We start from the raw sequence: 13,722 nt of genomic DNA on the forward strand, positions 1-13,722 counted from the left end.
GGTGTGCGCGCAGCCCGGCGCCCACGGGGTGCCGTCGTGCCCGGCGGCACGGGTGCCCGTGGGAGTGGGGGCGGGGGTGTTGCGGTCAGGATCTGATGAGGTGGAGGGCCTGGTCGCGGATGGTGGTGAGGGTGGCCTCGTCGCGGGCCTCGGCGTTGAGGCGGAGGAGGGGTTCGGTGTTGGAGGGGCGGACGTTGAACCACCAGTCGGCGGCGGTGACGGTGAGGCCGTCCAGGTCGTCCAGGGTGATGCCCTCGCGGCCCTCGAACGCGGCCCTGATCGTGGCGAGGCGGGCGGTCTGGTCGTCGACGGTGGAGTTGATCTCGCCGGAGCCGACGTAGCGGTCGTACTGGGCGACCAGGGCGGACAGGGTGCCCTGCTGGCCGCCGAGGGCGGCGAGGACGTGCAGGGCGGCGAGCATGCCCGTGTCGGCGTTCCAGAAGTCGCGGAAGTAGTAGTGCGCGGAGTGCTCGCCGCCGAAGATCGCGCCGGTCCTGGCCATCTCGGCCTTGATGAAGGAGTGGCCGACGCGGGTGCGTTCGGGGGTGCCGCCGTTCTCCCGTACGACCTCGGGGACCGACCAGGACGTGATCAGGTTGTGGATGATCGTGCCCTTGCCGCCGTTGCGGGCCAGTTCGCGGGAGGCCACCAGGGCGGTGATCGCGGAGGGGGAGACCGGTTCGCCCCGTTCGTCGACGACGAAGCAGCGGTCGGCGTCGCCGTCGAAGGCGAGTCCGAGGTCGGCGTCCTCCTCGCGGACCCGCTTGCGCAGGTCGACGAGGTTGGCCGGGTCGAGGGGGTTGGCCTCGTGGTTGGGGAAGGTGCCGTCGAGTTCGAAGTACATCGGCACGACGGTGAGGGGCAGGCCGGCGAGGACCGTCGGCACGGTGTGTCCGCCCATGCCGTTGCCGGCGTCGACGACGACCTTCAGGGGGCGGATCGAGGTCAGGTCGACGAGCGAGCGCAGGTGTGCGGCGTAGTCGTCCAGCGTGTCGCGCCGGGTGACCGTTCCCGGGGTGGTGGCGGCGGACGGTTCCGGGGCGCCGGAGTCGGTCCACCGCTCGACGAGTTCCCGGATCTCCGCGAGTCCGGTGTCCTGGCCGACGGGTGCGGCGCCCGCGCGGCACAGCTTGATGCCGTTGTACCGCGCCGGGTTGTGCGAGGCGGTGAACATCGCGCCCGGCAGGTTCAGGGCGCCCGAGGCGTAGTAGAGCTGGTCGGTGGAGCACAGGCCGATCTCGGTCACGTCGACGCCGTGTGCCGCCGCGCCCCGGGCGAACGCGCCCGACAGTCCGGGCGACGAGGGCCGCATGTCGTGGCCGGTGACGATGGCCCTCGCGCCGGTCACGCGGGCGAAGGCGGCGCCGAAGAGCTCGGCGAGCGTCTCGTCCCACTGGTCGGGGACGACCCCGCGCACGTCGTACGCCTTCACGATCTGCGACAGATCAGCAGCCACGGCCAGCCTTTCCGGAGGTCCTGTCGGTCACCACAAACTACCCGTAGGGGGTGACGGCCCGGTCGCGGCCACCCGGGCGCCGTTGCGGGCCCGGTTCCGGTTCACGGCAGCATCCACCCGAGCACCGCGGTGCTCTGGCCCACCACGATCAGGCACATCACGAGCAGCAGGCCGAGGCTCCAGGGAAGCACCTTGCGCAGCAAGTCGTCCTCGCGGCCCGCCAGTCCGACGGCCGCGCAGGCGATCGCTCGCGCGGGCGGGGCGCCGCGCCCCGGTCAGTTGTCCGGGGAGCGCAGGACGCGCAGGTGGCCGCGGCGCGCGACCTCCATGGGGTCGGCCGAGCGGGAACCGCCGCCGCCCCCCGCCGCGCGCTCCTGGGGACGGGCCGCCTCGCGCACCGCGTTCGCCAGCGCCTCCAGGTCGTCGCCGCTGGGCTGGGACGGGGCCGAACCGTCGAGCAGGCGGACGACCTCCCAGCCGCGCGGCGCGGTGAGGCGTTCGGAGTGCTCGGCGCACAGGTCGTAGCAGTGGGGTTCGGCGTAGGTGGCGAGCGGGCCGAGGACCGCGGTCGAGTCGGCGTAGACGTACGTCAGCGTCGCGACGGCGGGACGGCCGCAGGCGGTGCGCGAACAGCGACGTACAGGGCTCACGATGTTGGACGGTACCGCACTCTTGAGCGGGCCGCGACGACTCTCCACCGGGTCACTCCCCCGTGTCGCGGTGTGAAACGCCCCACATACCCCTTTGGCCACACCTTGCTGACCTGGGTGGACTCGGCGCCCCCGACGCACGGCCGGTTCTGATTCCGGTCACCACTTGGCACAAATACCGTCAAAGGCCTTGAGGTCATCGGTCTCGGAGAGATACGGAATCGAGCCCAACCTTGGCTGGAATGGTCATGTTGTGACATGACACGCGGGTCGGCCGGAAGGCGTGTGGGGGTCGGGCGGGGCGGCGGTGCGACGACTACCCTTCGCTGTGATGGACAGCCCTGTGACCCCTCGTCCCACCGGCCCGGGGCCCCGACGCCGTGATCGCCACGGCCGGGGCATGCGCGGGCCGATCGCACCGCCCCAGGTGCCCCTCGCCGCCAGCCGCGCGGAGACGTTCGCGGATCTGGTGCAGGACTCGGTGGAGCGGCTCGAGCGGCGGTGGCCGCAGCTCGCCGACATCGATTTCCTGGTGCTGGACGTGCCCCGGACGGCCGACGCGGGGACGGACGCCTGGAGCGACGAGGCGGTGCCGCTGGGCGGCACCGTGACCGCTCGCGACGGGCGTCCGGCACGCGTGGTGGTCTACCGGCGGCCCGTGGAGATCCGCACCAAGGGGCGCGACGAGCGGGCGGCCCTCGTCCACGAGGTCGTGGTCGAGCAGGTGGCGGACCTGCTGGGGCTGACGCCGGAGACGGTCGATCCCCGCTACGGGGAGGACTGACCGGCCCTCCCCGCCGCGCGTCGGCCGGCTACCGCTGGAGCACCGAGAGGTCCTCGCTCGCCTCGGGCACCGCCACCGTCCCCCGGTCGTCCGGGAGCGCCTGGACGGTGAAGAACGCGACACCGCTCTCCGTCGAGACGAGGGTGCGGGACGCGTAGACGGGCGTGTCCGACTCGGGTTCGAGGGTGAGGGCGTACGTGCCCTTGGCGCCGGACGGCACGGGCGCCTCGATCCTCTGGGTCGTACCGGACTTGATCGTGTACGTCTTGGAGGCGGGCGTACCGCCCTCCGTGCCCGCGGAGGCGGTCACCTTGACCTTGGCGGTGCCCCGGGGCGCGGTCACCGAGAGGACCGAACCCTTGGCGGTGTTGTCCACGGCCGTGGCGCGCGTGCCGACCGGTCGCGCGGCCGGGATGAACCCCGACTCCTGCTTGTCGCCCTTGCCGCGCAGCACCCGTACGGCCGCCACGACCGGCACCGAGCCGTCCGGCGCCGTCAGCACCAAGGAGCCCGCCTCGCCGCGCGTGATGTCGCCGAGGTCGACGGCCGTCGTCATGCCGCCCTTCACGTGCAGCGTCTCCTGGCCGGCCGGGGTGATCAGACCGGAGGGGGAGGCGAGGCGCACCGTCAGGTCGGCGTCGGCGTCGCGCGGGGTGAAGGCGATCAGGCGCACGGCGGTGGCGTCCTCGGGAATGCCGGGCAGGACCAGGCTGCCCGAGGGGTCGGCCGACGCGGGCAGCCAGTCGCCGCCCAGCTTGTCGTCCAGCGCCTGCACGGCGGCACCGACCCGGCCGCTGCGCACCACCACGTGCACGGTCACGTCGGTCTGTTTCTCCTCGGTGAGCGTGGACAGCAGCACCGGCTCGGCGGAGTGCGGCTTGACGGTGATGCCCTCCCCCACCGTCGTCTTCAGGGCGCCGTCCTTGCCGTAGAGCTCGATGTCCACCACCGCAGCCGAGTCGTCGGGGTTGGTCAGGTGGACGTAGTCGGTGCGGTCCTCGCCGGTGCTCGCGCCGGGGAACCAGAACTCGGTGTCGGCGGGCGTGCAGGCGACGCCCTGGATGCCCCGGCCGGTGCCCGCGGTGACCTCCGTCGTCTGCTGCACGGTCCAGCCGGGCGCGAAGCGGCCCTCGGCGGTGCCGACGAGGGCGGGGGCCTCGCCTCCGGAGACGTTCCCGGCGGCCGGTCTGCCGGGGTCCTGGGGCTTCAGCACGGGCTTGGCGTCGGCCTTCGGCTTCTCGTCGTCCTTGGACTTCTCGTCGCCCTCGGCCTCTTCGTCCTTGGACTCTTCGCCGTTGGACTCTTCGTCGGCCTGCGCGTCGTCGTCGGCCCCCGCCCCGGTGTCGGCGGCCGGCCGGCCCGCGGCCGGCTCGAGCGCGGCCTCACCCTCCTTCTTCGTGCCCTTCGTGACCGGAGTGAACGACGTGTACGTCGTCTCGGCCAGGTCGGAGGTGCTGGGCCGGGGGCACAGCAGGCCGGTGCGTTCCACGGGGAGCTGGGCCGCCGCACGGGCCGGCTCGTCCGCGGCCCCGGCGTCGGGCGAGGACAGCGCGGCGAAACCGGTGACGGCGGCGAGCGCGGTCGCGCCCGCGATCAGGGACAGGGTGGTGCGGTTCACTGCTGGCTCCCGTCGGGACGCTCACTGCCCGTGCCGTGGGGGTCGTACGGAGTGTCGTAGCCCTGTGTGTAGTTCTGGTCGTAGCCGCCCTGGGGGTACGCCTGGTCGTACTGCTGCGGGGTGCCGTAGGCGTACGGGTCGTACTGCCCGCCCTGCTGCTGGTAGGGGTCCGGCTGGTACGGCCGGCCGTAGGCGTCCGTCCCGTACTGCTGGTACGGGTCGGCCTGGTAGGCGTCGGTGGCGTGGTCGGCGTTCGCCTGGTGCGCCGCGTACTGGTCGCCGTAGTCGGGCTGCTGGGGCACAGGGGCGGGGGCGGGGGCCGGGGGCTGCTCCGGCGGGGCGGGGAAGGCGTCGTCGGCTGCCGCTCCCTCGGGGGCGGCCTCCGCGTCCGCCTCGGCCTGGGCGCGCAGGCGGCGGGCCCGGCGGCCCTCGCCGGACAGTGCCTCGGCGGGCACGGACGGTTCCTCGGGCAGGTCGTCGTCGATGTCGCGGCGCCGGCCCGGCAGGGCCATGACGACGAGGACGACGGCGAGCAGACCCTGCGCCCACAGCCAGGCGGTGTGGGTGAACGGGTCGTCGTAGGTGACGTCCAGCGTGCCGCCGGAGGCGGGGAGTTCGAAGCCCTGGGCCCAGCCGTCGACCGTGGTGCGGGACAGCGGCTTGCCGTCGAGGGTGGCGGTCCAGCCGTCGGCGGCGGTGTCGGCCAGGCGCAGGACGCGTCCCTGCGCGCCGCTCGGGATCCTGGTGTGGATCTCGACCGGGCCCGCGGCGACGGGCACGGGCTCGCCGCCGCCGTCCTTGCCGGGGACGATGGTCGCGCGGGCGACCTGCCGGTCGACCCGCCACAGCGCGCCGCCCGCCTGCTGGCTGAGCCGGCTCAGGCCGGGCGTGGCGTCGAGGACCCGGGTGACTTCGCGCGGGGCCCCGGGGTGAACCAGGACGTAGCGGACGGCGAAAGCGCCGAGTTCGTCGGCCTGGTCGGCGCCGGAGCCGGCGACGAGGTTGGCCACGACCTGGTCGAGCCGGGTGTTCTCGCCGTCCACCGCGGCGGTCTCGGCGTCGCCCATGCGGGCGCCGGAGCCGCGGACCAGGACGTAGCCGACCCGGTCGGCGGAGTCGCTGTCGAGGACGAGGGTGCGGGCCTGGTCGCGGGTGCCGCTCTCCTCGGCGACGAAGGCGGGCACCTGGACCGGGTCGCGCCGCTCCACGGGCCCGTCGGCGCCGCGGACCATCCATCCGACGGCCAGGACCAGGGGGCCGGCGGCGCAGGCGAGGGCGATCAGGGCGGCGACCGGCTGGCGCCAGCCGAAGCTCTGCTCGGCGACCCGCGCACGCGCCCCGTCGGCGCCGAGCGTGGCGGCGGCCAGGACGGCGAGGCCGTAGACGAGGGTGGCGGGGCCCGCCCAGGCGGAGTTGTTCGACAGTACCGCGAAGACGAGGCCCACCAGGGCGGCCGCCCACGCGGTGAGGATCGCCGTGCGGCGTTCGGTACGGAGCAGCGCGGCGAGCGCGGCGAGCACCAGGCCGATCAGCAGCAGGCCGCTGACCGTGCCGGGGCCGCCCGGGCTCGCGCCGAGCAGGTCGAGCGCGGAGGCCGCCGAGGGGCCGTACTCCAGGCCGGCCTCCTGGAAGAAGCCGAAGGGGAGCAGGGACAGCGACCAGGGGGCGAGGACCAGGAGGGGGGTGCCCAGCTGGGCCAGGAAGCGCGGCCCGTACGCCGGGAGGTCGGTCCTGCGCAGGGCCAGGACGCCGACGCCGAGGACCAGGGCGATGGGCCACACGATCGGGGTGAACGCGGTGGTGACCGTGAGCAGCAGCGCGTACGCCCAGGTGGCGCGCCAGCTTCCGCGTACGTCCGGGGAGTTGGTGAGGCCGCTCGCGGCGGTGCCCGCACGGGCGAGGAGCGGCAGCAGCACGGCGAGTACGGCGGTGCCGATGCGGCCGCCGGCCAGGGCGCCGGTCGCGGCGGGCAGGAAGGCGTAGGCGACGGCCGCCCACGCGCGCAGCAGCCGGGACGGGACGAGCGGGCGGGAGGCGAAGTACGCGGTGAGGCCGGCCAGCGGCACCGAGCAGACCAGCAGGACCGTGACGGCGAGACCGGTGGAGCCGAAGAGGAGGGAGGCGAGGACCGCCACGACGGCGAGGTAGGGCGGCGCGGATCCGGTGCCGCCGGCGCCCACGGCGTGCCAGGCGTCGGTGTAACGCGCCCACAGGTCGCCCGCGTCGGCGGGCGCGGGGAGCAGGGCCCCGCCCGCGAGCGCGCCGCCGCCGAGGAGCCCGCGGCAGGCGGCGAGGGAGACGAGCAGCAGCACCAGGAAGAGGACCGGGCCCGGCCGGTGGGCGATGCGCTTGAGGCGGGCGAACTGCTCGACCTCGAGGAAGTCGGCGTCGTCGCCGCCGGGTCCGGACTCGATGGCGCTGCCGTGCCGTCCCGCGCCGGAGGTGGCCTCGGGGTCGGAGCGGCCGACGAGGTTGCCCGCGACCTGCTCCACGGTGACGCGGACGGTCGCGCCGGGCGGCGGGAACAGCGGACGCATCTCGCCCTTGTCGGGCTGGGGGGTGCCGCGCCGGCGCCGTCCGGCGAGGATCCGTTCGGGACGCAGCAGGGTGCCCATGAGGCCGCGGATCTCGTCGACGGCCTGTCCGGGGACCTTGCCGACGAGGTAGGCGAGGGTGCGCAGCAGGGTGCCGAGGAGCACCCGGAACAGCACCCAGGGCAGCGCGGCGGTACGGGCGTTGACGAGCAGCGTGTAGACGGCGCCCGCCTTGTCCACCTTGTGGGGGGAGGCGGCGGTGCGGCCCACGCAGTCGACGGCGCGGCGCTCACGGGAGGCGGCCTCGGCGTGCCGCACGACCGCGTCGGGGGCGACGAGCACCCGGTGCCCGGCCGAGTGGGCGCGCCAGCACAGGTCGACGTCGTCGCGCATGAGGGGCAGGTGCCGGTCGAATCCGCCGAGCCGGTCGAAGACGTCGCGGCGGACCAGCATGCCGGCGGTGGACACCGACAGCACGGGCCGTACGTGGTCGTGCTGGCCCTGGTCCTGTTCGCGGCGGTCCAGGCCCGTCCAGCGGCGGCCGGAGTCGGCGATGGAGACGCCGACCTCGAGGAGCTGCCTGCGGTCGTACCAGCCGCGGAGTTTGGGGCCGACGACGGCCACGTCGTCCCGGCCGAGTTCGTACTCGTTCTCCACGACGCGCAGCAACTGGGCCAGCGCGTCGGGTTCGGGGGCGCAGTCGTCGTGCAACAGCCAGAGCCACTGCACCGGTTCGCCGTGCGGGAGGTCCGGCAGGTCGTAGGCGTCGTCGCGCCAGCTCCGGGTGACGGGGTCCCAGCCGCTCGGCCGCTTCAGGTACGGCAGGTCGTCCGGCGTGAGGTGGGGAGCGCTCCGGTTGCACTCCTCGACCGCCTGGCCGAAGCCGGTGCGCCGGGCGAGGTGCAACACGTGGTCGTCGCCGAGGGCTTCGGCGACCAGCCGGGCGGAGTCGTCCGCGCTGCCGGTGTCGGCTCCCATGGCGAACTGGACGGGGCGCTCCTGGCCGAGCAGCCCGGCGAGCGCGTCGGGAAGCCAGCGGGCGCCGTCGTGGGAGACGAGGACCGCGGTCACCACGTGACGCGGGAAGTCGGGCGGGCGGGCAGGGTCGAACCCTGCGGCGGCAGCGAGGTCTTGCCGGGCTGCCGGGTGACTGTGCACGGACATCGAGGTACGGGCCCCGGTTCGGTGGACTGTGGGGGACGCCCGTGCCCGAAGGGGCGGCGAGGCGTCTCGGACGAGCGCCCACACTATCGGCAGAAGGAACGGGGCGGCGCGGAGCGTCTCGATGGGGGGACGGTGACCGGGCGTCGGGCGTGCACGGCGGCCCGCCGCCTGTGGAGGACCCACCCGCGACGGGCCTGGAACGACATGGGCGCGCGGTGGCGCGCGGACGGCGGTGACGTGCCGTGCGTCAGACGGCGGCCTTCTTCAGACGGCGGCCTTCTTCAGCCGGCGCCGCTCGCGCTCGGACAGGCCGCCCCAGATGCCGAAGCGCTCGTCGTTGGCGAGGGCGTACTCCAGGCACTCGGAGCGCACCTCGCAGGCGAGGCAGACCTTCTTGGCCTCCCGGGTCGAGCCGCCCTTCTCGGGGAAGAAGGACTCGGGGTCGGTCTGTGCGCACAGCGCGCGCTCCTGCCAGCCGAGCTCCTCGTCCGCGTCGTCGACCAGCAGTTGCTCCACCAGCTCGGTCATGTGCGCCCCTCGTCCGTCCTTCGCGTCCCCGTGTGATCCGGCCGTTACCGATTCCGGCTGAACGACACGAGTGAAATTACAAGTGTGCTGCTCCGGGCGAGTCAAGCCGAGATCTGCTATTGAGCCCCTTATTCACTCTGCGGAACCAAGGCCGAGCGGAAAGTGTTCAAATCACCCTAAACCTTGACACACGCGTGGGACCCGCGAGGGTTTCCAGCCCCGCACGGGCCCTCTGCAGGGAGGACGCCCAGGAGATCGATCCCGTTGCGACACCCGCACCGCCGCGAGCCGGATCACAGTCGGATCACGAGACCGCAACGGCGCGGACGGCACTCGGCCGTGCGCACCATGTGTCCCGGGAAACGACTGAGCAAACCTTTCCCCCGTGAGATGAACCGGATGAGGTGAACCACATCCCACGAAACGGGCGTCGAGTTGACAGTGGAGGAGTGAACCGCTGTCCTAGTGGGCATGCTCGCGAATCAGGCACTCACCCCGACCCGCTCCGCCGGGTTCTCCGGTGCTGCCCGCGCTCGCTGTAGCTGTCGCTGTTCCGGCTGTTGAGCCCACGCGCTCCCGCCATCCTCTGAGCCCACGCGGCTCAGCCGCCGTTTCCTTCGCTCCCACCAGGGCATCCGTCGCCGCCGCCCGCCCGTGACCCGGGCGCACCGCGCCGCGGCACCACCCCCACCGCTTCTCCGCCAAGGAACCCCCGCGCCCATGAACAGCGACAGCGACCTCCAGATCGCCGGTGACATCCTCGAAGTCCCGCACCTGCTCCAGCCGCCGCGCGAGCACCCGGCCACCGTCGCCGAGTTCGCCGGCCTGGCCCGCTCCCTCGCCGCCGACCGCTCCCAGTGGGAGCACCTCGTCGCCTACGACGCCACCAGCCGCTGGTACCACCGGCTGCGCACCGGCCCCGGCTACGAGGTGTGGCTGCTGTCCTGGGTGCCCGGCCAGGGCAGCGGGCCGCACGACCACGGCCGCTCCTGCGGTGTGCTCACGGTCCTGGACGGCGCGCTCACCGAACGCACGGAGCGCGGCACCCGCGTGCTGACGGCCGGCAGCCAGCGCGTGTTCGCGCCCGGCTACGTCCACGACGTCGTCAACGACGCCCTGGAGCCCGCCGTCAGCCTGCACGTCTACTACCCGGGCCTGACCGAGATGCCCATGCACACCCCTCGCTGCGAGGCCCGTACCGCGCCCGGTCCGGTGACTGCCTGACGCGAAGCCGTAGCGGCCTGCGAGGATGACCCCATGCGCATTGTGGTTCTGGCAGGCGGCATCGGCGGTGCCCGTTTCCTGCGCGGTCTGAAGCGGGCCGTGCCGGACGCGGAGATCACCGTCATCGGCAACACCGGGGACGACATCCACCTCTTCGGGCTGAAGGTCTGCCCGGACCTCGACACGGTGATGTACACGCTCGGCGGCGGCATCAACGAGGAGCAGGGCTGGGGACGGACCGACGAGACCTTCCACCTCAAGGAAGAACTCGCGGCGTACGGCGTCGGCCCCGACTGGTTCGGGCTCGGCGACCGGGACTTCGCCACCCACATCGTGCGGACGCAGATGATGGGCGCCGGATATCCGCTCAGCGCGGTGACCGAGGCGCTGTGCGACCGCTGGAAGCCCGGGGTGCGCCTCATCCCGATGACGGACGACCGCGTGGAGACGCACGTCGCCGTGACGCTGCCCGACAGCGGCTCCGCCGCGGGGGAGGGCGAGCGCAAGGCGGTCCACTTCCAGGAGTACTGGGTGCGGCTGCGCGCCTCGGTGCCGGCCGAGGCGGTCGTGCCGGTCGGCGCGGAACACGCCAAGCCGGCCCCGGGCGTCCTGGAGGCGATCGCCGGCGCCGACGTGATCCTCTTCCCGCCGTCCAACCCCGTGGTCTCCATCGGCACCATCCTCGCCGTGCCCGGCATCCGGGAGGCGATCGCCGACGCGGGCGTGCCGGTGGTCGGCCTGTCGCCGATCGTCGGGGACGCGCCCGTGCGCGGCATGGCCGACAAGGTGCTCGCGGCCGTCGGCGTGGAGTCCACGGCCCCCGCGGTGGCCGAGCACTACGGGTCGGGGCTGCTGGACGGCTGGCTGGTCGACACGGTCGACGCGGCCTGTGTGGAGCGCGTCGAGGCGGCGGGGATCCGCTGCCGGGCCGTCCCGCTGATGATGACCGACGTCGACGCGGCCGCCCGGATGGCGCGGGAGGCGCTGACGCTGGCCGAGGAGGTGCGGGCGGTATGAGCCCTGCCGGCTACCGGGTCTGGGCCGTGCCCGGCCTTCCCGAGGTCCGCCCCGGCGACGACCTGGCCAAGCTGATCGCGGTCGCCGAGCCGGACCTGTGCGACGGCGACGTCCTCCTCGTCACCTCGAAGATCGTCTCCAAGGCGGAGGGCAGGATCGTCGAGGCCGCCGACCGGGAGGCCGCGATCGACGCGGAGACGGTGCGGGTGGTGGCCCGGCGCGGCTCGCTGCGCATCGTCGAGAACCGGCAGGGCCTGGTCATGGCCGCGGCCGGCGTCGACGCCTCCAACACCCCCTCCGGCACGGTCCTGCTGCTGCCCGAGGACCCGGACGCCTCCGCGCGGGCGGTCCGCGCGGGCCTGCGCGACGTGCTCGGCGTCGAGGTCGGCGTGATCGTCACCGACACCTTCGGACGCCCGTGGCGCGCGGGACTGACCGACGTGGCGATCGGCGCGGCGGGCGTACGGGTGCTGGACGACCTGCGGGGCGGCACCGACGCGTACGGCAACCCGCTCGGCGCGACGGTGGTCGCGTCCGCCGACGAGCTCGCCGCGGCGGGCGACCTGGTCAAGGGCAAGGCCTCGGGCCTGCCGGTGGCCGTCGTCCGCGGCCTGCCGCACATCGTGGCGGCCGACGACGGCGAGGGCGCGCGGGCTATGGTGCGCGGCGCGCGGGACGACATGTTCCGCCTGGGCACCTCCGAGGCCGTACGGCAGGCGGTGACCCAGCGCCGTACGGTGCGGGCCTTCACCGACGAGCCGGTCGACCCGGACGCGGTGCGCCGCGCGGTGGCCGCCGCGGTGACGGCCCCCGCCCCGCACCACACCACTCCCTGGCGTTTCGTCCTGCTGGAGTCCGCCGCGTCCCGCGTGCGGCTCCTGGACGCCATGCGCGACGCGTGGATCGCGGACCTGCGCCGCGACGGCAAGAGCGAGGAGTCCATCGCCAAGCGCGTCCGCCGCGGCGACGTGCTGCGCAACGCGCCGTACCTGGTCGTGCCGTGCCTGGTCATGGACGGCTCGCACACCTACGGGGACGCGCGGCGGGACGCGGCGGAGCGGGAGATGTTCGTGGTCGCCACGGGCGCCGGAGTGCAGAACTTCCTGGTGGCGCTGGCCGGGGAGCGGCTGGGCTCGGCGTGGGTGTCGTCGACGATGTTCTGCCGTGACGTGGTGCGCGAAATCCTGGACCTGCCCGCGGGCTGGGACCCGATGGGCGCGGTCGCGGTGGGCCACCCGGCCGGGGAGCCGCGACCGCGGCCCGAGCGGGAGGCGGGCGCCTTCATCGAGGTGCGGTGAGCGCAGCGCGCGGGCGCCTACCCTCGTAGAGGGCCTCCTCGGCGGCGGCCGCCTTCCGGTTCACTCCCACCCTTGGATTCGCTCGTGGCAGGACGTTTCGCTCCCCGTCCGACCCGCGCCACCGTGCGCGGCGGGCATGTGGCCGTGCCCGCGGGCGTGCCCCGCCAGGCGCCCGCCCCGGCTCCGGCTCCGGCTCCGGCACGGGTACGGACCTGGGTGCCGGACGGTCCGCTGGACCTCGGGCTGGTGCTCGGCCCGCTGCGGCGCGGGCCCGGGGACCCGACGTTCCGGGCGCTGCCGGACGGTTCCGTGTGGCGGGCCAGTCTGACACCGGCAGGACCGGGGACGCTGCGGGTGACGCGGCGGCCCGGCTCCGGTGAGGTGCGGGGCGAGGCATGGGGGCCGGGGGCGGACTGGCTCCTGGAACAGCTTCCGGAGATGCTCGGGGCGGCCGACGACCCGTCCGCCTTCGTGCCCCGGCACAAGCTGCTGGCGCTGACGCAGCGCCGGCGCGCGGGACTGCGGCTGACGCGTACCGGGCTGGTGCTGGAGTCGTTGATCCCCTCGATCCTGGAACAGAAGGTCACCGCCGGTGAGGCCTACCGGGCGTGGCGGCTGCTGGTGCGCAAGTTCGGCGAGCCGGCGCCGGGGCCCGTGCCGGAGCGGATGTCGGTGATGCCGCCGCCGCGCACCTGGGCGCTGATCCCGTCCTGGGAGTGGCACCGGGCCGGGGTCGACGACAAGCGGGCCTCGACGGTGCTGCGGGCGGTGCGGGTCGCGGCGCGGCTGGAGGAGGCGGTGCGGATGCCGGCGGGGGCGGCCCAGGAGCGGCTGGAGCTGGTGTCCGGGATCGGGCCGTGGACGTCCGCGGAGACCGTGCAACGCAGTCACGGGGCGGTGGACGCGGTGACCGTGGGGGATCTGCACCTGCCGGGGATCGTGGGGTGGGCGCTGGCGGGCGACCGGCACGCGGACGATGCGGTGATGCTGTCGCTGCTGGAGCCGTATGCCGGGCAGCGGCACCGGGCGGCGCGGTTGATTCTGCTGAGCGGAAGGGTGCCGGAGCGGCGGGCGCCGCGGATGCCGTACGGGGACATCGGGCGGTTGTGAGGTGCGGGGCCGCTGCGCGGTGCGGTGGCGGTGCGCGGTGCTGTTGTGAACGGAGCTGGGCAACCCGGCGTGCTGCGGGGCCCGGCGTCGGTGCTGGGCGGGGGGGAGTGCGCGCAGCCCGGCGTGTGCGGGGTGCCGTCGCGCCCACCCGTGCCGCCCCAGCGGCACGACTGCCCGCGGAGGGCGGAGGGCGGAGGGCGGAGGACGGAGGACGGAGGACGGAGGGCGGAGGGCGGAGGGCGGAGGGCGGAGGGCGGAGGGCGGGGGGCCGGGAGCCACCGCCTGGGGGTTACTGGTCCGAGGAGAAGCGGAGGGCTCCTGCGGGGATGGTGGCGTCGC

General features: G+C 74.3%; 10 protein-coding genes. 5 read left to right on the forward strand and 5 right to left on the reverse strand.

From position 1 onward, the window contains the following. Window positions 1-85: 85 nt before the first annotated feature. Window positions 86-1,456, reverse strand: coding sequence for a phosphomannomutase/phosphoglucomutase (locus IE172_RS29770; protein WP_190100442.1), 1,371 nt, complete (start codon window positions 1,454-1,456; stop codon window positions 86-88). A gap of 275 nt (window positions 1,457-1,731) precedes the next feature. Continuing rightward, the gene (locus IE172_RS29780; protein ID WP_190100443.1) at window positions 1,732-2,154 is read right to left on the reverse strand and encodes a DUF3499 domain-containing protein; all 423 of its coding nucleotides are present in this window, start codon (window positions 2,152-2,154) and stop codon (window positions 1,732-1,734) included. A 283-nt stretch (window positions 2,155-2,437) separates the two neighbouring features. On the opposite strand from IE172_RS29780, the gene IE172_RS29785 reads away from it, so the two are divergent. Next, complete coding sequence (locus IE172_RS29785; protein ID WP_190100444.1) at window positions 2,438-2,890, forward strand: metallopeptidase family protein; 453 nt, start codon at window positions 2,438-2,440, stop codon at window positions 2,888-2,890. Between the two features lie 28 nt (window positions 2,891-2,918). Here IE172_RS29785 and IE172_RS29790 read toward each other — a convergent pair whose 3' ends face one another. The 3 genes from IE172_RS29790 to IE172_RS29800 all read right to left on the reverse strand — a co-directional run bounded on the left by IE172_RS29790 (window position 2,919) and on the right by IE172_RS29800 (window position 8,734). Then, window positions 2,919-4,508, reverse strand: a complete 1,590-nt coding sequence (locus IE172_RS29790; protein WP_190100445.1) for a DUF5719 family protein — start codon at window positions 4,506-4,508, stop codon at window positions 2,919-2,921. Further along, on the reverse strand, window positions 4,505-8,206 hold the full coding sequence (locus tag IE172_RS29795) for a glycosyltransferase family 2 protein (RefSeq protein ID WP_190100446.1): 3,702 nt from the start codon (window positions 8,204-8,206) through the stop codon (window positions 4,505-4,507). The genes IE172_RS29790 and IE172_RS29795 overlap by 4 nt, the downstream gene beginning before the upstream one ends. 264 nt (window positions 8,207-8,470) lie before the next feature. Beyond that, window positions 8,471-8,734: a WhiB family transcriptional regulator gene (locus IE172_RS29800; RefSeq protein ID WP_030377564.1), complete on the reverse strand. Its 264-nt coding sequence runs from the start codon at window positions 8,732-8,734 to the stop codon at window positions 8,471-8,473. 720 nt (window positions 8,735-9,454) lie between these two features. Here IE172_RS29800 and IE172_RS29805 point away from each other — a divergent pair. The 4 genes from IE172_RS29805 (at window position 9,455) to IE172_RS29820 (ending at window position 13,383) form a co-directional block, all read left to right on the forward strand. After that, window positions 9,455-9,958, forward strand: a complete 504-nt coding sequence (locus IE172_RS29805; protein WP_190100447.1) for a cysteine dioxygenase — start codon at window positions 9,455-9,457, stop codon at window positions 9,956-9,958. Between the two features lie 33 nt (window positions 9,959-9,991). Beyond that, window positions 9,992-10,975 carry a 2-phospho-L-lactate transferase gene (cofD, locus tag IE172_RS29810; RefSeq protein WP_190100448.1) on the forward strand — a complete coding sequence of 328 codons (984 nt, stop codon included), beginning with the start codon at window positions 9,992-9,994 and terminating at the stop codon, window positions 10,973-10,975. Next, entirely contained in the window at window positions 10,972-12,273 is a 1,302-nt protein-coding gene (locus tag IE172_RS29815) for a coenzyme F420-0:L-glutamate ligase (RefSeq protein WP_190100449.1), read from the forward strand. Before cofD ends, IE172_RS29815 begins: the two co-directional genes overlap by 4 nt. Window positions 12,274-12,357: 84 nt before the next feature. Then, window positions 12,358-13,383 (forward strand): DNA-3-methyladenine glycosylase family protein, encoded by a 1,026-nt coding sequence (locus IE172_RS29820; protein ID WP_190100450.1) that lies wholly within the window; start codon window positions 12,358-12,360, stop codon window positions 13,381-13,383. Window positions 13,384-13,722 lie beyond the last annotated feature (339 nt).

Source organism: Streptomyces griseoflavus (genome assembly GCF_014649995.1).
Lineage (GTDB): Bacteria > Actinomycetota > Actinomycetes > Streptomycetales > Streptomycetaceae > Streptomyces > Streptomyces griseoflavus.

What these genes read in the sequence shown, in the direction of transcription:
- IE172_RS29785 (WP_190100444.1), top strand. Translation starts at nt 2,438, where the DNA reads ATGGACAGCCCTGTGACCCCTCGTCCCACCGGCCCGGGGCCCCGACGC.
- IE172_RS29795 (WP_190100446.1), bottom strand. Translation starts at nt 8,206, where the DNA reads ATGTCCGTGCACAGTCACCCGGCAGCCCGGCAAGACCTCGCTGCCGCC.
- IE172_RS29800 (WP_030377564.1), bottom strand. Translation starts at nt 8,734, where the DNA reads ATGACCGAGCTGGTGGAGCAACTGCTGGTCGACGACGCGGACGAGGAG.
- IE172_RS29805 (WP_190100447.1), top strand. Translation starts at nt 9,455, where the DNA reads ATGAACAGCGACAGCGACCTCCAGATCGCCGGTGACATCCTCGAAGTC.
- cofD (WP_190100448.1), top strand. Translation starts at nt 9,992, where the DNA reads ATGCGCATTGTGGTTCTGGCAGGCGGCATCGGCGGTGCCCGTTTCCTG.
- IE172_RS29815 (WP_190100449.1), top strand. Translation starts at nt 10,972, where the DNA reads ATGAGCCCTGCCGGCTACCGGGTCTGGGCCGTGCCCGGCCTTCCCGAG.